18 protein-coding genes and 1 pseudogene are annotated in these 23,413 nt (G+C 48.1%); 12 read left to right on the forward strand and 7 right to left on the reverse strand.

The annotated features are described in order from the left end of the window. From HGP28_RS17290 to HGP28_RS17300, 4 genes and pseudogenes are all read right to left on the reverse strand, one after another. The coding region (locus HGP28_RS17290; protein WP_168837712.1) for a gamma-glutamyltransferase family protein at nucleotides 1-1,630 on the reverse strand (1,630 nt) is incomplete at its 3' end. Then, nucleotides 1,627-3,156 (reverse strand): amidase family protein, encoded by a 1,530-nt coding sequence (locus HGP28_RS19270; protein ID WP_281355598.1) that lies wholly within the window; start codon nucleotides 3,154-3,156, stop codon nucleotides 1,627-1,629. The genes HGP28_RS17290 and HGP28_RS19270, both read right to left, overlap by 4 nt. 24 nt (nucleotides 3,157-3,180) lie before the next feature. Then, nucleotides 3,181-4,092, reverse strand: a pseudogene (gene puuE, locus HGP28_RS19275) (allantoinase PuuE); the annotation flags it as partial. Nucleotides 4,093-4,215: 123 nt separating this feature from the next. Then, complete coding sequence (locus HGP28_RS17300) at nucleotides 4,216-4,863, reverse strand: TetR/AcrR family transcriptional regulator (RefSeq protein ID WP_168837714.1); 648 nt, start codon at nucleotides 4,861-4,863, stop codon at nucleotides 4,216-4,218. Between the two features lie 268 nt (nucleotides 4,864-5,131). Here HGP28_RS17300 and HGP28_RS17305 point away from each other — a divergent pair, with 268 nt between their 5' ends. Genes HGP28_RS17305 through HGP28_RS17315 form a run of 3 tightly spaced genes read left to right on the forward strand, consistent with a single transcriptional unit; the run spans nucleotide 5,132 to nucleotide 8,749 of the window. Next, on the forward strand, nucleotides 5,132-6,682 hold the full coding sequence (locus HGP28_RS17305) for an ABC transporter ATP-binding protein (RefSeq protein ID WP_168837715.1): 1,551 nt from the start codon (nucleotides 5,132-5,134) through the stop codon (nucleotides 6,680-6,682). Next, nucleotides 6,675-7,820 (forward strand): ABC transporter permease, encoded by a 1,146-nt coding sequence (locus HGP28_RS17310; protein WP_168837716.1) that lies wholly within the window; start codon nucleotides 6,675-6,677, stop codon nucleotides 7,818-7,820. Before HGP28_RS17305 ends, HGP28_RS17310 begins: the two co-directional genes overlap by 8 nt. Beyond that, on the forward strand, nucleotides 7,820-8,749 hold the full coding sequence (locus HGP28_RS17315; protein ID WP_168837717.1) for an ABC transporter permease: 930 nt from the start codon (nucleotides 7,820-7,822) through the stop codon (nucleotides 8,747-8,749). Before HGP28_RS17310 ends, HGP28_RS17315 begins: the two co-directional genes overlap by 1 nt. 136 nt (nucleotides 8,750-8,885) lie before the next feature. On the opposite strand, the gene HGP28_RS17320 is transcribed toward HGP28_RS17315, so the two are convergent. Further along, nucleotides 8,886-9,449: a prepilin-type N-terminal cleavage/methylation domain-containing protein gene (locus HGP28_RS17320; protein WP_168837718.1), complete on the reverse strand. Its 564-nt coding sequence runs from the start codon at nucleotides 9,447-9,449 to the stop codon at nucleotides 8,886-8,888. A gap of 344 nt (nucleotides 9,450-9,793) precedes the next feature. On the opposite strand from HGP28_RS17320, the gene HGP28_RS17325 reads away from it, so the two are divergent. Next, complete coding sequence (locus tag HGP28_RS17325; protein WP_168837719.1) at nucleotides 9,794-10,576, forward strand: nuclear transport factor 2 family protein; 783 nt, start codon at nucleotides 9,794-9,796, stop codon at nucleotides 10,574-10,576. A 115-nt stretch (nucleotides 10,577-10,691) separates the two neighbouring features. Here the strand turns inward: HGP28_RS17325 and HGP28_RS17330 are convergent, their stop codons facing one another. Both HGP28_RS17330 and HGP28_RS17335 read right to left on the reverse strand, forming a co-directional pair. Continuing rightward, nucleotides 10,692-12,440 carry a DUF262 domain-containing protein gene (locus HGP28_RS17330; protein WP_168837720.1) on the reverse strand — a complete coding sequence of 583 codons (1,749 nt, stop codon included), beginning with the start codon at nucleotides 12,438-12,440 and terminating at the stop codon, nucleotides 10,692-10,694. A gap of 31 nt (nucleotides 12,441-12,471) precedes the next feature. Further along, nucleotides 12,472-12,981 carry a hypothetical protein gene (locus HGP28_RS17335; RefSeq protein ID WP_168837721.1) on the reverse strand — a complete coding sequence of 170 codons (510 nt, stop codon included), beginning with the start codon at nucleotides 12,979-12,981 and terminating at the stop codon, nucleotides 12,472-12,474. A 442-nt stretch (nucleotides 12,982-13,423) separates the two neighbouring features. Here HGP28_RS17335 and HGP28_RS17340 point away from each other — a divergent pair, with 442 nt between their 5' ends. The 8 genes from HGP28_RS17340 to HGP28_RS17375 all read left to right on the forward strand — a co-directional run bounded on the left by HGP28_RS17340 (nucleotide 13,424) and on the right by HGP28_RS17375 (nucleotide 23,030). Beyond that, nucleotides 13,424-14,500, forward strand: a complete 1,077-nt coding sequence (locus HGP28_RS17340; protein ID WP_168837722.1) for a BMP family ABC transporter substrate-binding protein — start codon at nucleotides 13,424-13,426, stop codon at nucleotides 14,498-14,500. 102 nt (nucleotides 14,501-14,602) lie between these two features. Next, on the forward strand, nucleotides 14,603-16,081 hold the full coding sequence (gene xdhA / locus HGP28_RS17345; protein ID WP_168837723.1) for a xanthine dehydrogenase small subunit: 1,479 nt from the start codon (nucleotides 14,603-14,605) through the stop codon (nucleotides 16,079-16,081). Continuing rightward, nucleotides 16,074-18,479: a xanthine dehydrogenase molybdopterin binding subunit gene (xdhB, locus tag HGP28_RS17350; RefSeq protein ID WP_168837724.1), complete on the forward strand. Its 2,406-nt coding sequence runs from the start codon at nucleotides 16,074-16,076 to the stop codon at nucleotides 18,477-18,479. The genes xdhA and xdhB overlap by 8 nt, the downstream gene beginning before the upstream one ends. Then, the gene (gene xdhC, locus HGP28_RS17355) at nucleotides 18,472-19,461 is read left to right on the forward strand and encodes a xanthine dehydrogenase accessory protein XdhC (protein ID WP_168837725.1); all 990 of its coding nucleotides are present in this window, start codon (nucleotides 18,472-18,474) and stop codon (nucleotides 19,459-19,461) included. The genes xdhB and xdhC overlap by 8 nt, the downstream gene beginning before the upstream one ends. Beyond that, complete coding sequence (locus HGP28_RS17360; protein ID WP_168837726.1) at nucleotides 19,458-19,955, forward strand: 2-oxo-4-hydroxy-4-carboxy-5-ureidoimidazoline decarboxylase; 498 nt, start codon at nucleotides 19,458-19,460, stop codon at nucleotides 19,953-19,955. The genes xdhC and HGP28_RS17360 overlap by 4 nt, the downstream gene beginning before the upstream one ends. Continuing rightward, the gene (gene uraH / locus HGP28_RS17365) at nucleotides 19,952-20,314 is read left to right on the forward strand and encodes a hydroxyisourate hydrolase (RefSeq protein WP_168837727.1); all 363 of its coding nucleotides are present in this window, start codon (nucleotides 19,952-19,954) and stop codon (nucleotides 20,312-20,314) included. The genes HGP28_RS17360 and uraH overlap by 4 nt, the downstream gene beginning before the upstream one ends. Nucleotides 20,315-20,316: 2 nt before the next feature. Then, nucleotides 20,317-21,753 (forward strand): guanine deaminase, encoded by a 1,437-nt coding sequence (gene guaD / locus HGP28_RS17370; protein WP_168837728.1) that lies wholly within the window; start codon nucleotides 20,317-20,319, stop codon nucleotides 21,751-21,753. After that, complete coding sequence (locus HGP28_RS17375) at nucleotides 21,699-23,030, forward strand: urate hydroxylase PuuD (RefSeq protein ID WP_168837729.1); 1,332 nt, start codon at nucleotides 21,699-21,701, stop codon at nucleotides 23,028-23,030. The genes guaD and HGP28_RS17375 overlap by 55 nt, the downstream gene beginning before the upstream one ends. The last annotated feature ends 383 nt before the right edge of the window (nucleotides 23,031-23,413 follow it).

The raw sequence follows: 23,413 nt of genomic DNA on the forward strand, positions 1-23,413 counted from the left end.
AAATCCTCGCCTCACTGACAAACCAAGTCATTCTCGCTGAACCATGCATCTTGAGGTTACTTGGGTATATAAAAGCCGCGCCATCACTGCGCGGATCGCTTGCAGCAATTGAGCTGTCTGAAAAAATACGAACCGCGCCTGCATGACCAAAAAACTCGGCCAAATTGGGCGCGGCAACGGCATCATGCCCGCGCGCTAGAAGCTTATGTTGAACCCGCTCAAACAGTGGCGCGCCAACTTTAAGATTTTCTGCTGACTTGCCCCAGGTTTTTCCCAGTAACCAGCGCGGCGCGGCTATCGCCTCTGCAAGACTCATTTTCTGCACAAGATAGCGCCAAATGATCGCGGCCTGAGTTTGCGGTTGCCCTTCTCCCCCCATCGTGCCATAGAGCAGACGAGAGCCGTCACTGAGCAGTGCCAGGGGCGGATTTAACGTGTGCATTGGCTGTCGATTTGGCCCTAATCGATTGGGATGGTTCACATCAGGGTGAAATCCAAGACAGCGGTTATTCCACACCACACCCGTGCGCGGATCGGCGAGCCCAGAGCCAAATTCCCAATAAAGGCTTTGAATGTAGCTCACCGCTAAACCATTTTTATCGGTAACGCCCATCCACACCGTATCGCCACACGGCCCCGGCTCAGGCCAAGGTCTCGCGCTCTCGTCTATGCGTGAATATTGCTCAGCCAGAGCAGCAGGTGTGAGGCGAGCTTGCAATTTTTGATCACAATCGGCATCACAGCTTAAGTATGCATTACGCCAAGAAAAGGCCTCTTTTACTGCCTCAACCAGAAAGTGCAGCGCCGCTTCTTCCCCGTCATCACTCTGCCAATACGCTAAAGGCTTAGCCGCACGCGTCACCATTTGGTCCAATAAGCCAATGATGTTCAATGAAGCGCCGCCTTGCGTCGGCGCGCCTAAGTTGAAAAACTCACCCCACTGAGTTTTGATAGACAAGGGAGTCATCCAGCGGGCTTGAGTAGCAGCAATATCGTCAGCGCGAACTGGACTGCCTTCGCTTTGTAAAAACTCAGCATTTTGCGCCGCTAATGAACCGTCATACCAGCTTGTTAAACCTTGCTCAGCCAATTGCTGATAGGTTTTGGCAAGCGCAGGTAGTGTTAACGTATCACCGACTTGTCGCGGTTGACCGTCTGCGAAAAAAAGCGACACCAAACCCGGGTGTGGGTATTCTCCCGCCAACTTGACCATGGCGTGATGTAAACTGGTACTGACCGCAAAACCGTTTTGCGCACACTCTATCGCGGGGGCAAAAATTTGACTCAGCGGCATTTGAGTTGAATATCGGCCTAACGCGGCTTGCCAGCCTGCCACCGCGCCTGCTGTGGTTAACGCCACATTAGAGCCTCGTTGATGGTTTCCAAACTCAACGTCGGTTAGGTTTTGCGCCGCGTGGCCTGCGGCATTGATTGCCACTGGCCTATCTCCGGGGCGATGAATTAGCCAAAATCCATCGCCTCCTAACCCCGTCATATGGGGATACACCACAGTGAGCGCGCTCGCCATTGCCACACACGCCTCCACCGCATTGCCTCCTTGGGCCAAAATTTGTTTGCCCGCTTGCGCGGCCAGATAGTGAGGCGCCGTTACGGCAGCTTGATAACTCATGCTCCCTCCTTAATATGAGGTGTCTTGGGTTGAGGAGTCTCACATTGCACCGGTGAAGACGCTTGAGGTAGCACCGAGTTAAGCTCGTCTATATCAAGCGTGCTAAACACGCTTTTCGCCATAGCAAACAAACTCATATCGCTCCCTTCTCGGCCAAGTAAGCTCAAACCGTGTGGCAAGCCATGCACACCATTTTCTGACGAATTCGCAGTGCCTGTTTGCTTTGCCGACTGCACATGCACCGGACATTGCAATTGAGGCCAACCACTAAGACCTGCGATAGAGGTAAGGCCCAGCAATGTATTGCGATAATCGGTTGAGTGACTTTCGGTGCCAATTGGCTCAGGTGAGCAGATAAGCGGCGCAATAGATGGCACCGTTGGCAGAATCAAGATCGAATCCAACGGAAGCCAATTGCACTTTTGTTCAGACCAACGCTGATACAAGCGGTTAGCTTTAATAAGCTCTATCGCCCCATCCTCGGTGGTTGTCAGCCACTGCCCCCAACGCAGGCGCTGAGCAATGTCAGCGCCAAAGTGCGTTAAATGATCGCTAAGCCATACGCCATGAGTTTGCCATATCGCCTCGGCCTGCAACGCAGCAAAGCAGCTTTGCCGTTCGGTGGTGTTCAATGGCGGAGACGCTATCTGGCGCTTTGGTCCATCAAATTCACAATACCTGCGATAGGCTTCTGTTTTTAATTCGCAGTCAACGCCATCCCAAAGCGCTTCGCACCATAACAAAGTTTGCTCAGCGAAAAGTGATGCTGCGGTATCAAGCGGCCTATTTTCACCCAGCAGTACTGATGTTCCTTGCTCCAAAACAGATAATCTTTGGCTCATCAGTCCCGCCGTATCAAAACGCGGTGCTAATGGTATGAGCCCATCGACAGGCACTCTCCCGTGAGTCGGCCTGAGGCCATACAAGCCACAATAACTGCTCGGCACTCGAATAGAGCCGCCCGTATCGGTCGCCAATGCCAAATCACACGCTTGATTAACCAAAGATACTGCAGCACCGGAACTTGAACCACCACTGGCCCGCGTAGGTGCTAAGGGATTGCGTGAAACCCCATATTGAGCGTTATCACCAGCCAGTGAATACGCCAGTTGATCAAGCTGAGTTTTGTGAACCAATTGCGCGCCCTGCTGAACTAAGCGTGTCACTGCGCCAGCGTGTTTTTGCGCAGGCGCTGCGCTATCGCGCCACACCGTAAGTCCTGCGCCAGTTTTAAACCCCTTCACATCAAACAGATCTTTCACCGAGACACGAACATGAGCCAGGGTTCCGCTGGTGTGATGAGACGCTAGCGCGTGGTGAGATGAAGAAATATCGGCGACTTTGTAGGCTTGCGTTTTCCCTTGTTGAATCGTTTTCTCACAAGGCGTCGTCTTTGCCGCAAACCGAGCATGTTCAAGCTTAACTTCCTCAGGCTTAGCTTCCTTAATTTTAACTGCCTTAGTTTTTACTGCCTCAGTTTCAGCTATCTCAGTGTTCGCATCCGTAGCGCTCTCAGTTTTAGACAGGGTTAAAGGAGCACGTTTGGGTTTGGCATCATTTGGCGCTGGGAATTGATTCAGCCAGTGATGCGCGATTTGCTCTCGTGTGGCGTACCAAACATGGTCAAATTGACGAGTGTATTCGATAAAACGGCGCAATCCGGCCAAACGGCCCGGACGCCCGATAAGGCGGCAGTGCAAACCAATACTGAGCATTTTGGGGCAATGTTCGCCTTCACGATACAGCTCATCAAAGGCATCTTTGAGATAGTGAAAAAACTGTTCGCCACTATTGAACCCCTGCGCCGTGGCAAAGCGCATGTCATTAGTATCTAGGGTATAAGGCACCATCAGTAATGGATTGGCATAATGCTCATCCCAATAAGGCAGGTCATCAGCGTAGCTGTCGGCGCAGTAGAGCAAATCATCGCGCTCTGCAATCAATTTTAATGTGTTTGGGCTGGTGCGCCCGGTGTACCAGCCTTTTGGCTTGGCGCCGGTAACTTGTTCATGAATGGCTATCGCTTGTTCAATATGAGCGCGTTCGTCCGCTTCGCTCATATGTTGATAGTGAATCCAGCGCAAACCGTGACAGGCAATTTCCCACTCCGCGGCAAGCATCGCCTTAACCGCATCGGGATGCTTTTCTAGCGCCGTCGCGACACCAAACACGGTAACGGGAAGCTGCTGCTGGGTAAACAGTCGATGCAAACGCCAAAACCCAGAGCGACTGCCATATTCGTATATCGACTCCATACTAAGGTGCCGAGCGCGGTAAGACTCCGCGCCTATGATTTCAGAGAGAAACTGCTCCGAGCCTGCATCGCCGTGCAGTACACAGTTCTCCCCGCCCTCTTCAAAATTGACAACAAACTGTAATGCGATCTTCGCGCGGCCTGGCCACTGCGGATGAGGCGGTTTTTCACCATAGCCAATCAGATCCCGTGGGTACTCCTTGAACATTTCGCCTCCTTGCAAATCCATTCCCAAACCTAAGTTAAGCAAGAATCTGACCAAATGTTCAACTTTTGTTAAAAAAGTGTATTTGTGACGACTGCGCCGCCCAATTGAACTTAAATGAGCGACTTAAATTAAATCCAACCCTTTTAGAATCATAGTGACGTTAAATTCTTGCGCCTCGTAAAACTCAGAGTCACTTAATGGACGCGATTTCAATAAGGCAATCTCTGTATCAAAATCGGCATAGAACTGTGTGGAACCCCAAATCATAAACAGCAGATACAGAGGCTCAATAGCAGGCAGTGAGCCCTGCTCTACCCAGCGCTGAATAACATTCGATTTGTCTTTGCTCCACCCTATCATTGGGCGCTCTAAAATGTCGCGCACCACAGGGGCACCTTGGATAATCTCCATTGCAAAGATCTTAGACTCCATGGGATGTGAGCGGCTATAACGCATTTTCTCGCGAATATAATTACCAATCACATCGGCGGGGGCTTTAGCACCATTGTCATCCGAAAAACCTTGGTTCCACATCTCAATGATGTCAGCCAAAAGCGCTTTGTATAAGCCCGTTTTTGATTTGAAATAATAAAGAATATTGGCCTTGGGCAGTGCGACTCTATCGGCAATCGCTTGAATCGATGTCCCTTTAAATCCATGTTTAACAAACTCTTGCGCCGCAGCGCGCAAAATCAGGGTTTGATTTTTGCGTCTGATCGCCCCTTCAGGCGCTCCCTTAACCTTGGGAAGTGACTCAACCGTCTCTGTCATTGTGCAGTCCTTGCGTTTTTATTCATTCTATCTGTTGAGATTCAGCAATCTTTGCCTGCCTGTCAAGGGGATTAAAACGCACCAAACCTGTGCCACTGCACCAAAATTGCACTGTTTAACACCACCGTACTATCTCAATTCACGATAATCTCTTCGCATAACAATGCAGCAACAATAAGGTAACGCAACATTTCTGAACACTTGGTCAGGTTATTGCATCTGAGGGTGGCATGGAGATAAGGCGATAATGGAAAGGATACCACTTACTATGCACAAACCACCTCTGCTGGAACTTTGGAATGTCAGCAAATTGTTTCCCGGAGTCATTGCCAATGACAAGGTCAACCTCAAGCTCGCAGAAGGCGAGATTTTAGCGCTGCTTGGAGAAAATGGCGCGGGAAAGTCCACCTTAGTGAAGATGATCTACGGCGTTAACCAACCCGACCACGGCGCCATTTTATGGCGTAACCGCGAAGTGACGATACACTCGCCTAACCAAGCTCGCGCCATGGGTATCGGCATGGTATTTCAACACTTTTCCGTGTTTGAAACTCTAACGGTGCAAGAAAATATCGAACTGGGCTTAGACCAAGATTTTGTCGCCAAACTAGATAGTTTACGCCAGCGTATTATTGATATTAGCCAAGAGTATGACTTGCACGTTGATCCAGACCGTTATGTTCACAGCTTAAGTATTGGCGAACGTCAACGGGTCGAGATTTTGCGTTGCCTGATCCAAAACGTCAAACTCCTCATTTTAGATGAGCCAACCTCCGTGTTGACGCCACAAGAAGTGGCGGGACTGTTTCGCGTGTTAAAAAGCCTTGCCGCAAAAGGTTGCAGCATTTTATTTATCAGCCACAAGTTGAAAGAAGTTACTGCATTGTGCGACCGCGCTGTTATCTTACGTGGCGGCGTGGTCAGCGGCTCATGCGAGCCCGCCAATGAAACCCCTGAGTCAATTGCGCGCATGATGGTCGGTAGCGACGCTGAGTTATCCCAAAGCTACCCTAAACGGTGCGGGAACAACCCAATTTTCCAAACCCATCAGCTCAATTTAAAACCCACCCACCCCTTTGGCTGTGGCTTAAACCAGCTCTCACTCACCTTGAATCGAGGTGAAATTCTTGGCATTGCAGGTGTTGCCGGCAATGGACAAGAAGAGCTACTTAACGCGCTAAGCGGAGAAATCGTCGATACCACCGCCAATGCCATCACCTTTGGTGGTCAAGCCATTGGTCACTTAAATGCTGGCGCTCGCCGCGCCCTAGGCATGGCGTATGTTCCAGCGGATAGGCTCGGTCAAGGCGCCGTTCCAGAGATGAGTTTGGTTGAGAACACTCTGCTTACCAATGTCGGTCGCTTGACTCGACTTGGCGTAATTATGCCCAAAGCGTTACAAGCGCTCACCAAGCAGTTAATTGATGGCAATCACGTCAAATGTCATAACGGCTTATCTGCAGCCAAAAGCCTTTCTGGCGGTAATCTACAAAAATTCATTATGGGCCGCGAGGTCGAGCAGCAGCCAAGCGTATTGATTTGCGCTCATCCTACATGGGGCGTCGATATTGGCGCTGCCAGCGCCATTCATCGCCAGTTGATTGCGCTGCGTGATGCTGGCACCGCCGTCTTGGTTGTATCCGAAGACATTGATGAACTCTTTATGATCTGCGATCGCATGGCGGCACTTTACGAAGGCCACCTTTCTGAAGCCGTCGCCACTGAGCAAACCAATATTGAACAAATTGGCCAGTGGATCGCGGGCAGTTTCCTCACAGATAGCCAAACAACAAACCATAAGGTGGCGACTCATGCTTAAAATCGAACCTCGAATCGAAAGCTCAAAATTAATGGCGTGGTGCTCCCCCCTTATCGCAATTACGCTCACCGCACTGCTTTCCAGCGCAATGTTTATTGCATTGGATGTGAGCCCACTGCACGCATTTGATGTTTTTATTCTGCAACCTATCAGCGATCCGTACAATTTGGGTGAGTTACTGGTTAAATCCACTCCGCTACTTTTATGCGCGATTGGCCTTGCTCTGTGTTATCGCGCAAATATTTGGAACATCGGCGCCGAAGGGCAGCTGTTATTAGGCGCGGTCGTCGCCAGTGCGATTGCGGTACAAGCCGATAGCAATAGCAGTGGCATGATGCTGGTGTTTGCCATTTTTGGCGGTATGGCTGCTGGCATGTTTTGGGCGGCGATCCCAACGTTACTCAATCGCCTATTTCACACTAACCTCATCCTCACCACCATCATGCTTAACTACATTGGATTGTATCTTTTGCTGTGGGCGGTCCATGGGCCACTTGCCGATCCTCAAGGCTTTGGTTTCCCCGAATCGGTTATGTTCACCGATTCGGTGCTCATGCCAACATTAATGGACGAAGGCCGTGCCTCCGTTAGCATCGTTATCGCGATTGTCGCCGCAATCGTTGCCGCTTTTGTATTATTGAAAACACAACCTGGGTTTCAATTGCGGGTCTTTGGCGCGTCCCAGGCAGCCGCCCGTTACGCTGGTTTTTCAAGCCATCGCATCGTCTGGGCTGTCATGCTATGCGCGGGGGCGCTGGCAGGGTTTGCAGGCGCAGCAGAAGTGACAGGGCCGATAGGTCAGTTGATCCCATCGGTCTCACCAGGTTATGGCTACGCGGCAATCATTGTGGCATATCTGGGCCGTTTAAACCCGCTTGGCATCATTCTCGCCGCTTTGTTTATGGGCATGCTCTATATGGGCAGTGATTTAGCTCAAATTGAATTGGCGTTACCGATGGCGATAACTGGGCTGTTCCAAGGCACACTGCTGTTTTTCTTACTCGCGTGCGATTTCTTAATTTATTACCGAATCACACTGTCCCCCAAATTTAGTGCCGCTTCAGAGCACAACCAAATTCATGCCAAGAAAGAGAGTCACACCGCGACTCCGTCATCACGCCCTCAAGGAGTCGTATAATGGACTTATTACTGATTCAACCTATTTTGTTAGCCGCGCTTAAAACCGGAACGCCGCTTCTTATCATCGCGCTGGGTGAGCTGATATGCGAAAAAACCGGTGTGTTAAATTTAGGGCAAGAAGGCATGATGCTGATGGGTGCCATGGCAGGCTTTGCAGGTGCATTTTATACGGGCAATCTTTACGTTGGCATCGCCCTTGCCATAGGGGCTGGCATGGCAATGGCGTTGTTATTTTCACTGCTTACCTTAACGTTAAACACCAATCAGGTGGCGACCGGGCTGGCGCTGACGATTTTCGGCACCGGCTTAAGCGCCTTCTTGGGCAGTAGTCTTGTCGGCTCAACCTTAGATGGATTTCAGCCAATAGCGATACCGCTCCTCAGCCAACTGCCGTTTCTCGGCCCACTGCTGTTTAATCAAGACATTTTGGTTTATACAAGCTTTGCGTTGGTAGGAACGGCGTGGTTTGTCATGCACAAAACTCGAATTGGCTTAACCATACGTGCGGTGGGCGAAAATCCTCATTCGGCGAATGCCCTTGGCATTAAAGTGCGTCACGTACGCTACGCAGCCGCCTTATTTGGCGGTGCAATGGCCGGGTTAGCGGGCGCGTATCTATCACTCGCCTACACGCCAATGTGGATGGAAAATATGACCGCAGGCCGTGGCTGGATTGCACTCGCACTCGTGGTATTTGCCTCATGGCGCATTGGCTATTTGGCGCTCGGCGCGTATTTGTTTGGTTTTGCGTCGATTTTGCATCTAGTGATGCAAGGCTTTGGCTTTTCGATTTCGCCAAACTTACTCGCGATGACGCCCTATGTTGCGACTATCGCGGTGATGGTGATCATTAGCTCCAATGCGTTAAAACAAAAATTGGCGACACCAATGAGTTTGGGCAAACCGTTTGATCCCAAATTGAACTAAAGAGTGTTCTTCTTAATCACTTGACGTTGCAAATAGCTGATAAGCCAACAAAGCCTCTGAGCGTGAGCGCTCTAGGTAATATGAATGCCAGTCAGCAGCGCTGCAACGTCAAGTTGAACGGGTCTAGAACCAAAATCTAGCAACCGCTGATATCTTTGCGGATCAAGTCACTTAAGTTTGATACTTTATGATTGTAATAAACTCGGCATTTGCTGCTTCGAACAGTCAGTGGTTTATTATTCTCGTCGACACCGTCAAAACGGTAGCCGATATAAGCTTGATTTATGTCATGTGACAGGTCTACTTCAAATTGCGGATCCAGTGTCACCAATTTGTGAATTTGATAGTTGTCGGGCACCCAACCAAGATCGCCTCCCCCTTGAATCATAAAGATGTCGATACCATTATTTTTGCTGGCATCGGTATCTGACCCATTGCCATCGTCATCTATTTGACCATTGCCATTAATATCCAACCAAACTTGCTTACCACCGGTATCAAGTAAAGCATTCGGCATTGTGGATTTCACTCTTACCAGGCGCAGCCCATCTTCAAAAGCCGCTTCTAACGCTTCAATCGCCGCAACCCGCGCCTCGCTCTTCATATCCAGATACTTAGGCACCGCCACTGCAGCCAATACACCTAAGATGACAATCACCACCACCAGTTCTAACAAGGTGAAGCCCTGTTTTTTATTCATGTTGCCCTCATTAGCGAGAAAAATCGGCGATAGTGTACCGCCAATTTTTCAGTTTATCCTCTGGCATCAGCGTGAATTTACGCTAGATCGGTAAATTTGTGATTAGGTGACGCTGCCTCTGTCGCCTTATCGGCTTAACATTGATAATAAACATTAATAAATATTTAGCAGCGCAAGTGGATTTTATAGTTTTCGACTTGAATATTGGGTACTTTTGATACTCTTCTAAATGTCAATCAATTCGCATTTTCGATTGTCGAAGCCTACACTTGCGCTGTGTACACCGCACTTAATTTATTTTCACACGCTTAAGTTTAACCAATTATTCATAGTGGAGAATGCTTATGCAACTGAGTAACAAAGAAAAAGTAGTCGCGTTGTTGAAAGGTTTAGAAACAGGCGATAAGAGTGCAATTGAATATATAAACCCGAATAAATACATTCAACACCGTTTGAATGTTGCTGATGGGTATGCAGGCTTTGAAAAGCTTATGTCCGATTTGCCCCAAGGTTCGACAAAAGTTAACGTCAAAAGAGTATTTGAAGACGGTCCTTATGTATTTGCGCATATGGACTACGACTTTTTTGGCCCTAAAGTTGGTTTTGATATTTTCAAAATAGAAAATGGGTTAATTGTAGAGCACTGGGATAACTTGACGGAAAAAGCGTCATCCCCTAATCCCAGTGGTCGTACTCAAATTGATGGCACCACGGAAATAGTCGATAGAGATAAGACCGAAGAAAATAAAGCCTTAGTATCTAACTTTGTGAAAAACATTCTTATTGGTGAACACTACGACAAAATCACCGATTATATAAATCCTGGCTCATCTCACTATTTACAACACAACCCTGTAATAGCCGATGGTATTGATGGGCTTAAAACAGCGCTCGAAAAAATGGCTGAACAAGGACTAAAAATGTCCTACAGTAAAAATCACAAAATACTCGGCGAAGGGAATTTTGTTCTGAGTATTAGCGAAGGCAATTTTTGCGGCGATCATGTCGCTTATTATGACATGCTAAGAATTGAGAACAATAAAATAGTTGAACACTGGGGGGCCATAGAAACCATTCCTCCAGAGTCTGAGTGGAAAAATAGCAATGGAAAATTTGGGTTTAATTGAGAGTGATTCTGTGTAACTCAAATAAATAACACCTCAACACAGAATTTCACTGTGTTGAGGATGACATGATGCAAATGAACAACACTGCAAGTTCAAATGAAAACTGATACAAGCCTTAATGCTCCAAACACCACGCCTGCAACGCAAAATCGATGAGAACTTGCTGTCGCCTTGATATTGAGCCTCGAGTCCAACAGCCCTCCTCTAAAAAGGATTCAAGTTCATTCTGAGCTTTAAATGGTGCCTTTAGAAAATACCCACTATTTTTGCAGTCAAAATCTAAATTCCCTTTGCTGGCATTTGCGCTCAATGGATCAATCGTCAAATTTCCTAAACTGTGTAGAAACTGCTCTTCAAATTCGTCATCCACTTCTGGAAGAATAGAAATATCATTTACCACCACTTTGCGAGGATTTTGCGCAGCGATATGTTCAATAGACAACTTAAGTTTACTGCTATCACTGACAAGCTCCTGCTCAGACATTGGCGACGCTTTTGGCTGCACCATAGTGCGCAAATGGTTTTCATACTTCCAGAAAAAATAGTTCAAGTCCTTACCATAAATCCATTCATAGAGATCAGGGTAGGATAAGTTGGTTCTAAACGATTTATCATCACAGTACTTTTTTATGATAGCGATGAGTGTGTCATTGAGTTTTTCAAAATTGCCACCAAAATGCTTTGCTAGTGAAAAAAGCTTAGATTGCCCGGTATTGCCGCGGTTTTGGTTAACCGCATAAATTCTAAAACTAAAGTTAACAAGAATTTTAACTACCTTTGAAAAATCCACTTTATTTTCAGATTTATCGAATTTGTAGGTCTTTATTAACAATGGCCAAAAGTTACCCATTCGATTTAAAATCATCAATTCTTTCATTTCAATTTTTTCAGATTTAATGATTTCATGAACCGTATAGAAGGTTTCTTTTAAATCTTGAGTGTAATCATTGACATAGGATAACGCTGACGTATTATCGCCAGAGGAGATCATTTGATTGACATGGCTTTTTATTCCTTGCACATGCTGCTGATACTCTTTACCAGACCATTTTTCATGACAGATATAGTGATATTGCAAAATAGAATCCTCATCTATTTTGCTACTGAACTGTTCATATTCTTTATAAATATCACTAAATCGCGTTCTGATTTTTTTTAGCAGCTCTTCAGGAACATCTTCCGACGCAACATAGCTTCGATACATCATGAAGCTTTTGATTTTTTCTAAGTTGGTTAATCCTTTACCACGGTCATTGGTGGTTTCAAAAATGAGCGTCGCTTCCGCCGTATCTTGAACCGAGTAAACCAGAACCCTCGAGTGCTCATCAAGCTTAGTTTTCAGTGTTTGCAGCGCTGATTTGTCAAGTAAGTTCAGCTTACTTGTAAAAAATTGCTTTGCGTTATGTAACCGACGCTGAGCGGGCGTCCTGATGAAAGGCTTACCATCTTTATTGCCTAAAATATAACTGTGGAAAAAATCGTTATCTTCCTCAAGCGCTCTCAACTTAAATTGACGACGGTGCTTTACGTAGGTTTCATAAAGAAGCTCTAACTCATCCTTTTCTTCGACTGACGAAGAAAGCAATGTTAGTTTTTCGATGAGGCATGTCATAAATATGATGATTGTTGTCAGTCTTTGTTGCCCATCAACAATATCAATAATCTTATAATTACTCTCTAAGCCCTTTTCTTCAAATAATACGGTGCCAAGAAAATAACTTCGACCCAATTTCTGATTGTGAAGATCATCCAAAAATTCGGTTAGCTGAACTTCTGACCAAGCGTAAGCTCTTTGATATTCTGGAATGTTAAATATCGTTCTACCGTCAAATAAACCTGATAGTGTTTTTTCACCATTATCCAACTCAGTCACTCCTATAACATAAACCATTGATTTATTTATTATACTTGATCATTTTGCTGTTTATATCATCTGCCCAACGTTCAAATTGAAACACTTCAAAATTGGTTGATACATAATTGACGACGTACTCATCCGTCATCACAGCTTGCACCGTTATATCATTATTCACACAGACAACGTTAAACTGAGCTTTATCCGATCCCATACGACTTGATATCGACCCGATATGCGCTGACAAATCACCATCGGGGCAACGTCCATTTGATTTCATCGATTCAAATACTTCACGTGATTTTTTAGCATAACGCACTAATGTGTTCGCAGAGAGACGATTTAAGTTATATAGAGCCACAAAGTCTGCACCTTGTCCTTTATAGAACGAAAATGTGGCACGGTCATTGACGATTCTTAATTCAGCGCTGGGAAGTGCGTAATTATGACCTTTAATCCTGATCTGTTTTTCAACGTTGGCGGCCAAAACGCCACTCGATACACATAAGATCAGGCTAAGAAGGATGCTTTTCGCTCGACTGTTTTTCATGGTCACTCCGATGCTTTGAATATTTAGTGCGCATTTTACAGAATGGCGTACCAAAAGCAAACATTCGAAATCGATACGCTACGTATCATGAAGACGTTCATGTTGTCAGCGGCTCGCAGCACACGATTCCAAAATAGTGCAATGCCTCATCACAGTGCACGGATGCGATTTATCATCAGCGCTCAACCACGTAAATCAATGCTAATTTGTCCCCTTTTCACGCCATTAATAAATTTTTAATAGCCGCTTAAGCCTTACCGCATAAGGGCGCGTGAATAATGGTTGATTTTCTTCGGCAAAAAATACGACCAATTGGTCAACTTTTTGCACTAGTGCGATATATGCCGAAAAAATACCTGCACCTTCAAATAAGACGGTTATCAAATAAGGCGAGTATCGGAATTTTTCAAAAGGGAAATAACAACAAAGCATGGAGAGAACAATGAGAATAACCACCTGGATGAAGGCAACCGCCCTCTCAATCTCAACCTTATTATCGACATCGGTATTGGCTGACGATCCATTAAAAGTTGGGTTTGTGTATGTTGGGCCGGTTGGCGATCACGGCTGGAGTTACGAGCATGACCAAGGCCGAATTGCGATGAAACAGCATTATGGCGACCAAATCGAGACCACGTATGTCGAAAATGTCGCAGAAGGCGCCGATGCCGAGCGAGTGATCACTCAACTGGCAAAATCAGGCCATGATTTGATTTTTACCACATCGTTTGGCTTTATGAATCCTACGATCAAAGCCGCCAAACGCTTTCCCCAAGTCAAATTTGAACACGCTACGGGTTATAAACGCAGCAAAAACGTCTCGACCTATACGCTGCGCACATATGAAGGGCGCTATGTGTCTGGCGTCGCCGCTGCAATGGCAACCAAAACCAATACGATTGGCTATATTGCCTCGTTTCCCATTCCAGAAGTCATTCGCGATATTAACGCCGTTTTTCTTGGGGCCAAAAGTGTCAATCCTGAAGTCAAAATCAAAATTGTTTGGGTCAATACTTGGTATGACCCGGGTAAAGAGTCCGATGCTGCTAACGCGCTAATGGATCAAGGTGTGGACATCATTTTGCAGCATACCGACAGCCCAGCACCTTTAATTGCTGCGGAAAAACGTGGCGTGATGGGCATTGGACAAGCGTCAGATATGAGTCACTTTGCTCCCAAATCACACATGTTCTCAGTACGCAATGTATGGGGGCCTCACTACATTCGTAGCGCCGAGAAAGTGGTCAACAAAGATTGGCAACCGGAAGATTTTTGGGGTGGCTTTCAAGACGATATTTTACAAATCGTATCGATTAATCCCAGCTTACCACAAGAGCTACAAGCTGCGATTAAAGCAACTCAAGCCAAAATTAAATCCGGTGAGTTTCACCCCTTTACTGGCCCCCTTCTCGATAACACAGGTAAGGAGGTCGTCGCCGCTGGCTATACGCTAAACGACACAGAGCTTGCGAGTATCAATTGGTATGTGGAAGGCATCGACGCCACCATTCCAAACTGATCGCATTTATCGTCCGCGCTCAGTCAATCAGAGCGCGGACATTTTTTGATACGAAAACTGACCATTTGGACAGAAAATTCACCAGCAGACGCAGGGAAGCTTATGCTAGAACTTATGATTAACGATGAAATCATCACCGTTGACAACTCGGCGCCCGATACTATGTTGTTGCCCTTTTTGCGCGAGCATCAAGGGTTAACCGGAACAAAAGAGGGATGCGGCAGTGGCGATTGTGGCGCGTGCACGGTTGTTATGGTCGATAATGCCTTAGATGCCGTGTCAATCAATGATTCAAGCTCAACCGGAAGTTCTGCGCGCGCTGAGAGCCATAACAAGAGCACCTCGCCACTGCAATATCGCCAGATCAATGCGTGTATTACACCGCTTCACGCTCTGCACGGCAAACAAATCATCACAGTGGAGCACTTAAAGCAAGGCGATACTCTACACCCAGTGCAACAGGCACTGGTCGAGCGCCATGGCACCCAATGCGGCTTTTGCACTCCAGGTATTGTGATGTCACTTTACGCGTTATCAAAGCAGCAGCATGTCGCCAACCCAATGGATTTTCTAGCGGGTAACCTGTGCCGCTGCACCGGGTATGGCCCAATCATTGAAACGGCCAAAACGGTTGCCGGTGTTGACTACTACGACCCAGCTCAGCCTGATGAAGATAAAATTGAGCAATGGATGGCAAGCTGCTCATCCCAGCAAACACCGAACTATTTAAAACCGCGCAATCGCACTGAACTGGCAAAGGCAAAAGCGGCGATGCCACAAGCGGCACTTATCGCAGGCGGGACGGATCTTGCGTTAGAAGTGACTCAACAGCTCAAAGACATCAAACAAATCATTGATATCTCTGAAGTAAAAGAACTACTTACTGTCGACGACACCGAAACCGAATTACGCATTGGTGCTGCGGTACCACTGCATCGTGTCCACCAGCTGTTACAGCAGTATTTCCCAACGACCGACGAAATTATCGAACGACTGGGAAGTTTAACCATTCGCCATCGTGCGACCTTAGGCGGAAGCTTAGGCCACGCATCGCCCATCGGTGATATTGCTCCGTTGCTTATCAGTCTCAATGGCACTATCGAACTGGACGATGGCAATCAGAAAACGCGCTACGCGCCAGAAGATTATATTACCGGCTATCGTCAAACCCGGTTAAAACCAACGCAATGGATCAGCGCCATTTACTTGCCCAAATTGCAAGCAGATCAACACCACGCTATTTACAAAGTCAGCAAGCGATTTGAAGACGACATCGCGACGGTAGTTGTCGCGCTTAACGTTACATTAAGCCGCGATAATACCGTGACAGACTGCGTCTTAGCGGCAGGCGGTGTTGCAGCAAAATCAACGCGATTAACCGAGCTTGAAACGCGATTGCGTGGTCAAAAATTGACTCAAGCTGTGATAGATAAAGTGAAAGCGGATGTGCCAAACGTGATTCAACCCCTTTCTGATGTGCGCGCCAGCGCCGCATATCGTGTGCAGTTGGTGCAAAACCTGATTCAACGTTTTTATCTGCAATTCAATCACATTCCAACAAGGTTGGTGCATCATGCGTAGACTCACACACATTACTTCGGTGGCGCAAACTGAGCCTCAGCTGCAACATGGCGCGGTCGGTCAGTCTCATCGCCATGAAAGCGCCGCAAAACAGAGCAGCGGCGAAGCGCAATTTATTGATGATCATCCGATGCCTCGCGGTGCTCTTCACGCGGCAGTTGTCGTCAGTGAGATTGCAAAAGGCATTATTAGTCAAATAGATATCAGCGCAGTCGAGGCCGCCGAAGGTGTGGTGCAAGTACTGACATTTGATGATATTCCCGGCGAAACCGACATTGGCCCCATCCTCAAAGGCGATCCTTTACTCTCTGATGGTTCCATTCACTACCACGGCCAACCCATCGCACTGGTATTGGCACGCACTCACCGCCAAGCATGGCAGGCGGCCAAATTGGCGCACATTGACTATCAGGCGCAGGCTGCGATAACTGGGGCTGACCACGCGCGTCACCAGCCGCACCTATTGCCCTCACGCCGTTTTACCGCCACTGAGATGCCTCATGACGCGCCGGTTTACACCATAGATGGCAGCTTACAAATTGGTGGCCAAGAGCATTTTTATCTCGAGGGCCAAATTAGCCTTGCCGAGCGCACTGAAGATGGCGGCATTTTTGTCCGTAGCTCAAGTCAGCATCCCACTGAGGTACAAACCTTGGTTGCAGAAGTATTAAATCTGCCCTTTCATTTGGTCACGGTTGACATGCGGCGCATGGGTGGTGGTTTTGGCGGTAAAGAGTCTCAAGCTGCACAATGGGCCTGCCTTGCCGCGCTGGGCGCTTTTCATACAGGCAAAGCGGTGAAGTTACGCCTACCGCGCAGTGTCGACATGTCGATAACCGGCAAACGCCACCCTTTTTACAGCCATTATCAATTAACCGCAGACAAAGACGGACAGCTGCTGAGTGCCAATATTGAACTTAACGGCTTATGCGGTCATTCAGCGGATCTTTCTGGCGCCATTGTTGATCGCGCTATGTTTCACAGTGATAACGCGTACTGCCTTGGTAACGCGCACATCGTTGGCAATCGGCTAAAAACCGACACCGTGAGCCACACCGCGTATCGCGGTTTTGGTGGCCCACAGGGCATGATAACCATTGAAAAAGCGATGCAGGCACTGAGCATTCATACTGGCCTTGACGCGCTAGAGTTACGACGCAAGAACCTTTATCGCCAAGGGCGCAACACCACGCCGTACGCGATGGAAGTCGAGCAAACCGAGACCATAAAAACGGTGATGGACCAGCTTGCTGTCTCGGCAGAGTATGCCAAACGACGCCAACACATTGAGAAGTGGAACCGAGATAACCCAGTGTTAAAAAAAGGGCTCGCCCTCACTCCGGTTAAATTTGGCATCTCGTTTACCGCGACTCACCTCAATCAAGCTGGCGCATTGATACACATCTATACCGACGGCAGTGTTCAGGTCTCTCATGGTGGTACTGAAATGGGCCAAGGCCTGCATACCAAAATTCAGCAAATTGTCGCTCAGACGCTCAGTATTCCGATAGAAAAAGTCCTCGTCACCTCAACACGTACTGACAAAGTCCCCAACAGCTCACCCACAGCGGCCTCGTCAGGAGCCGATCTTAATGGCATGGCCGCTCACAATGCCGCGCTCATTTTGCGCGAGCGACTGCTTAATTTTGCTAAAGAACACTATTTAACCGAAGCGGTTGAAATCACACACGGTAAGGTGCAAATCGGTGACACTCAGCTCGATTGGGGCGAGTTAGTACAACAAGCGTATCTGGCTCGCGTCTCGCTCTCTAGCAGCGGTTTCTATAAAACCCCAAAAATTTGGTTCGACATGGAAAAATCCGTTGGGCGCCCGTTTTTCTATTTTTCCATCGGGGCGTCGTGCTCGGAAGTAACCATTGACACTCTCACCGGAGAAATGCGTCTGGAGCGGGTTGATATTCTTCACGATGTTGGCAATAGCTTAAACCCAGCGATTGATATTGGACAAATTGAAGGCGCGTTTATTCAAGGTGCGGGTTGGCTTACCACTGAAGAGCTGGTGTGGAATGAGCAAGGCGTACTTTTGAGCAACAGCCCGATGAATTACAAAATTCCGACCATAGGGGACTATCCCCAAGAGATGCACATCGCGCTGTATGACAAAGCCAATCCGGAGCACAGCATTTACCGCTCCAAAGCGGTGGGGGAGCCGCCCTTTATGCATGGGATCAGCGTTTGGTGTGCCATTTATGATGCCATCGCATCAATTAGCAACCATCAAATTGAACCCACTTTGCACGCTCCTGCGACCGGAGAGCAAATATTAAACGCCTGTGAGGCGCAACGCGCCGCACTGCAAAATCAGTTGGATGCTGCCACAGTGAGCGACGTTGATGCGCACCTAGATAGAAAAACTCAGGAGGTTCAAGATGCTTAACGATGCGTTAACTCAATCACTTGGACGTCATGGTGAGCTAAACTGGCTCAATGCCTGTCATGCGTTAAGTCAAACTGGCGAACCCTATTGCCTTGTCACCGTGCTGGCAGATGTCGGCTCCGTGCCGCGAGCGCGTGGGACCAAAATGGTGATCACGCCGCAAAGTCAGTACGACACGCTGGGAGGCGGCAATCTCGAATATCAAGTCATTGCTCAAGCGCGCGAAGGGTTGGCACAAGGAAACACAACGCCTCAGGTTGAACGGTTTTCATTGGCGGCCGATCTAGGACAATGTTGTGGCGGCGGTGTACAGGTGCTCTTTGAGTTTATGCAAACCCACTTGCCGAAAGTGGCGATATTTGGCGCCGGCCATGTCAGCCAAGCGCTTATCACCATTTTGTCTCAGCTTCCGTGCCATATTAGTGTGATTGATAACCGTCCTGACTGGCTTGAGCGGTGCAATAACCAGCATAACACCATGCAACCTAACAACATTCAAAATGGCCATATTGCTACCCACTGCGTCGAATCGCCAAAGACATGGGTCGAGCAGCTAGCCAAAGAGAGTCATGTGGTGGTGATGACACAAGATCATCAGCTCGATTTTGAAATTGTGCGATTGGCGTTAGAGCGCGGCGATCTGCCGTTTATTGGCCTGATTGGCTCGGCCGGCAAAAACCAGCGCTTTCGTTTTCGCCTCAAAGAACAGCTTCAAGCGCCAGAGCGCCTCGACGCGCTCACCTGCCCGATTGGTCACCCCGATATTAAGGGAAAACTGCCGATGCAGGTGGCGGTTTCTATCGCCGCGCAACTGATGAGTCAATTTGACGCATTAACCACTGCTGATGCCACTCAAGAACAGGCTTTAGCTCAAGAGAATGAACGTCAGTGGCGCCACACAAGCACCTTAGCCAAAACGCTTCAAACATTTTCTGCCGCGCCACAACCGCAAGCAAAAGCCATACGAGAGGAGGTGAAATGACCGTATCTGCTACTTCACATTCAATACCATTAACGGGCAATCAATTGGCTCAAATTTGTACCAGCGTTCGCTGGCAACAAGCGATGCAGGCGCAAGCACCCTTTCACTCTCATAAGGCGCTAACAGATGCTGCGGACAGTGCGTTTGATCAATTAGACGAGCCAGATTGGCTCGAGGCATTTTATGGTCACCCTATGATAGGCGATTTGCACACCCTGCGCGCCAAATATTCCCAAGGGGCTGCGCTTAGTCAAAGTGAGCAAGCGAGCATTGCTGGGGCAAGTGACGCTGTGCTTACGTCGCTGCTTGAACTCAATCAGCGTTATCTGAAAAAGTTTGGCTTTATTTTTATCGTTTTCGCCAGTGATAAATCAGCCAGCGAGATGCTAAACCTGCTGACACACCGCATTTCACTTTCACGCTCTCAAGAGCTAAAAAACGCCGCGTTGGAGCAACGCAAAATCAGTCATCACCGCATGGAGAGCTACCGATGAGCCAGCTAAGTTGTCACATACTCGATACCGCAAACGGCCAACCTGCGGCGGGGGTCCCCGTCTCCTTGCACCGTTATCCGCCAGCTCAATCTTCCCATGATGCGTTGGCAACACCAACGGTCAATACCGCGATTGAGCATGCCACGACCGATAACGATGGGCGCGCTCGTTTTAGCGCCCGCCTCACACAAGGCGAAAGTTACACACTTCGGTTTGCAAGTGCAGACTATTGTCTGCGTCATTTTAATCAAGTGTTTTTCCCGCTGATTGAAGTGCATTTTTGCGCCGATGATCCGCGTCATTATCACATTCCTGTGCTGCTTTCACCTTACTCATACACCACTTATCGAGGCAGTTGATTATGATAAAACACTCCTCTCCTTTCGCTAGCGGCGCGGTGCAACGTTCGGTACATCGAGGCAGTATTTTGCATTTTCCAAAACGCACCAACGCCCCTGAGTCTCACTACCAATATTTCAGTGATGGTGTGATGGTCATTGAAAATGGACGTATTCAGCATTTGGGCGAAGCACATGCCTTTTTTCAGCATCCCGATAACCAGCAGTTGCTCAATTACGGCGGCGTGGAAATGCACAAGGGACTACTGATCCCGGGCATGATTGATAGCCATGTGCATTTTCCTCAAATCGAGATGATCGCCAGCTATGGTAGTCAATTGCTGGAATGGCTCAATACCTATACCTTTCCTACCGAAACACAATTTGCAAATGAAGCGTATGCCAAAGCGCAAGCGGCCTTTTTTCTCGACCAGTTGATGGCGCATGGCACCACCACCGCCAGCGTCTTTGCTACGGTACATTCTCAATCCGTGGATGCGTTTTTTAGCGCGGCAGAAACATTAGACGCCCGCATGATTTGCGGCAAAGTGATGATGGACCGCTTTTGCCCCGCGGAATTACAAGATACCCCCGAGCAGAGCTACCGCGATAGCAAGGCACTTATCGAGCGCTGGCATCACCGTGGCCGCGCCATGTATGCAATCACGCCACGTTTTGCGCCCACCAGCACGCCAGAGCAATTGGCTAAAGCCGGACAGCTTGCTAATGAACATCCCGACACCTTTATTCAAACCCATCTTAGCGAGAATCTAGGAGAAGTTGCGTGGGTGCGTGAGCTCTATCCTGAGAGCCAAGATTACCTGAGCGTTTATCAAGCGCACGATCTGGTGCGCGACCGCGCGTTGTTTGGTCATGCAATACATCTCGACGCTCGCGAGTATCAGGCACTTGCAGCCAGTGGCGCGAGCATCAGCTTTTGCCCTTCTTCCAATCTGTTTCTTGGCAGTGGCCTGTTTGACTATCAACGCGCCAAAACCGAAGGCATTCCAGTCGCGATTGCCTCTGATGTCGGCGCTGGCACCAGTCTGAGCCTTTTTGCCAATCAAGCCGACGCGTACAAAGTCTGCCAACTGCAAAATACCCCACTCAACCCCTTTGAATCGCTCTACCTCTGCACCCAAGGGGCAGCGGCTGCTATGGGCATTGATCACTTAGTTGGTAACTTGAACCCCGGCAGCGAAGCCGATTTTATCGAACTGGATTTAATGGCATCGCCCATGCTGCAACAGCGCCTGCTGCGCTGCAAAACCTTACGCGAACAACTTTTTGCCATTATCACACTCAGCGACGAACGCATTATTGAGCGCACGTATGTGTGTGGCAAAGCGGTTTATCACAAACACGCAAATAAAAAATTCGAACATAAAAAACAAGGAAGTCAATTATGTGGCCACAACTCTATGAATGGATTGCGTTATTCATCAAATGGTTTCATGTGATCTGCGGTGTTGCATGGATAGGGGCGAGCTTTTATTTCACCTGGTTAGATAACAGCCTAGAAACACCGCCTAAATGGAAAAAAGATCGTGGCATCAAAGGCGACTTATGGGCGGTCCATGGCGGCGGTTTCTATGAGGTGGCCAAATATCAAGTTGGCCCGAAAACGATGCCACAAAATCTGCACTGGTTTAAATGGGAAGCCTACACCACATGGCTTACCGGCACGGCGCTCCTCATCTGGATGTACTACTTTAACGCCCAAGCTTATCTTATCGACCCTCGCATCTTGGTTCTCACCAGCGCTGAAGCAATAACGCTTGGAATTGCTGGTGTCATCAGCGGTGTACTGTGTTATGAATGGCTGCTTCGCTCACCTTTGGCAAATTCCCGTACGCTCTTTGTGGTCAGTTTAGTGACGCTGGGAGGGCTATTTTTCTATGGCTTTAGCCATGTTTTCAGTGGTCGCGGCGCGTTTATCCACATGGGCGTTTTGCTCGGCTCAATCATGGTCAACAATGTGTTTTACAAGATCATTCCCGGCCAACGAAAAATGGTGGCTCAAGTCGCCGCTGGCGAGCCCGTTGACCCCGCGCCCGGTTTGGAAGGAAAAAAACGTTCAATTCACAATAACTACCTAACCCTGCCCGTCATTTTTTTAATGATCAGCAACCATTACCCGATGATATACCAGCACCAATACAACTGGCTTGTGGCGCTTATCATCATGCTAATCAGCGCCGGCGCGCGTCACTATTTCAACTTAAAGCATTCCGGTCAGCATCGACCAATGGTATTAATCAGTAGTGCGGCGGCAATGGGCGTTCTTGCGGTGGTAGTAAGCTGGCCAATGACGCGCTCAGCGCCCACGCCCGCAATAGTGTCATCGTCGGCATCAAAAGCTGCACCGCCTGCATCAGAGGCCACCACTCAAACCAAAGCGCAAATCACACCATCGCAAGAGAGCCTCGAGTTGGTGAACATGGCAAATACCGACAGCATTGAGCAGCAAGTGATGACCATCGTTAAGACACGCTGCAGCACTTGTCACAGTGTCACGCCTTCGGATGACGTGTTCACCATGGCCCCTGCAGGCGCCACATTTGACAATTGGCAAGATATTGAGCGTTGGTCGGGTCGCATTATTGCGCGCACGGTCGACAGCGCCGACATGCCGTTTCTCAACAAAACAGAAATGACCTTAGAAGAGCGCGATACACTCAAACGCCTTCTATACCCAAGTGACCTCAAGATGCTGGATTCAGAGCCGGCTCACTGAGCTGAGAGCAAGGCAAACAACGCAGCGAAATAGCGAGTCTATTTTCAAGTTGTTTAACACCGCTATCGGTTCAGTGATTGGCTCCCAAGGGGCCCTATTGGTTATAAACAAGGTCTTGGCTCATCAGCTTTGTTGACGATTTTCGATTGAGAACCACTCAATCTTCAAATCCTCGCCTCACTGACAAACCAAGTCATTCTCGCTGAACCATGCATCTTGAGGTTACTTGGGTATACACTCACTATTTGTATGTTTATATGATTATGAGATCACATTCTTACTCACGCAAAAGTGCAGCTCTCTCGTATGCACAAATGCGAATATCCAACTGAATTTGTGACACTATTATTAGTTTCGACCTAACAATTGATTACTTTGTGACT

This window comes from Vibrio agarilyticus (assembly GCF_012641465.1).
Lineage (GTDB): Bacteria > Pseudomonadota > Gammaproteobacteria > Enterobacterales > Vibrionaceae > Vibrio > Vibrio agarilyticus.

Coding starts and splice junctions, on each gene's coding strand:
- uraH (WP_168837727.1), top strand. CDS start 19,952: ATGAGCCAGCTAAGTTGTCACATACTCGATACCGCAAACGGCCAACCT.
- xdhB (WP_168837724.1), top strand. CDS start 16,074: ATGCGTAGACTCACACACATTACTTCGGTGGCGCAAACTGAGCCTCAG.
- HGP28_RS17310 (WP_168837716.1), top strand. CDS start 6,675: ATGCTTAAAATCGAACCTCGAATCGAAAGCTCAAAATTAATGGCGTGG.
- HGP28_RS17375 (WP_168837729.1), top strand. CDS start 21,699: ATGTGGCCACAACTCTATGAATGGATTGCGTTATTCATCAAATGGTTT.
- HGP28_RS17325 (WP_168837719.1), top strand. CDS start 9,794: ATGCAACTGAGTAACAAAGAAAAAGTAGTCGCGTTGTTGAAAGGTTTA.
- HGP28_RS17300 (WP_168837714.1), bottom strand. CDS start 4,863: ATGACAGAGACGGTTGAGTCACTTCCCAAGGTTAAGGGAGCGCCTGAA.
- xdhA (WP_168837723.1), top strand. CDS start 14,603: ATGCTAGAACTTATGATTAACGATGAAATCATCACCGTTGACAACTCG.
- guaD (WP_168837728.1), top strand. CDS start 20,317: ATGATAAAACACTCCTCTCCTTTCGCTAGCGGCGCGGTGCAACGTTCG.
- xdhC (WP_168837725.1), top strand. CDS start 18,472: ATGCTTAACGATGCGTTAACTCAATCACTTGGACGTCATGGTGAGCTA.
- HGP28_RS17315 (WP_168837717.1), top strand. CDS start 7,820: ATGGACTTATTACTGATTCAACCTATTTTGTTAGCCGCGCTTAAAACC.
- HGP28_RS17340 (WP_168837722.1), top strand. CDS start 13,424: ATGAGAATAACCACCTGGATGAAGGCAACCGCCCTCTCAATCTCAACC.
- HGP28_RS17335 (WP_168837721.1), bottom strand. CDS start 12,981: ATGAAAAACAGTCGAGCGAAAAGCATCCTTCTTAGCCTGATCTTATGT.
- HGP28_RS17360 (WP_168837726.1), top strand. CDS start 19,458: ATGACCGTATCTGCTACTTCACATTCAATACCATTAACGGGCAATCAA.
- HGP28_RS17320 (WP_168837718.1), bottom strand. CDS start 9,449: ATGAATAAAAAACAGGGCTTCACCTTGTTAGAACTGGTGGTGGTGATT.
- HGP28_RS17305 (WP_168837715.1), top strand. CDS start 5,132: ATGCACAAACCACCTCTGCTGGAACTTTGGAATGTCAGCAAATTGTTT.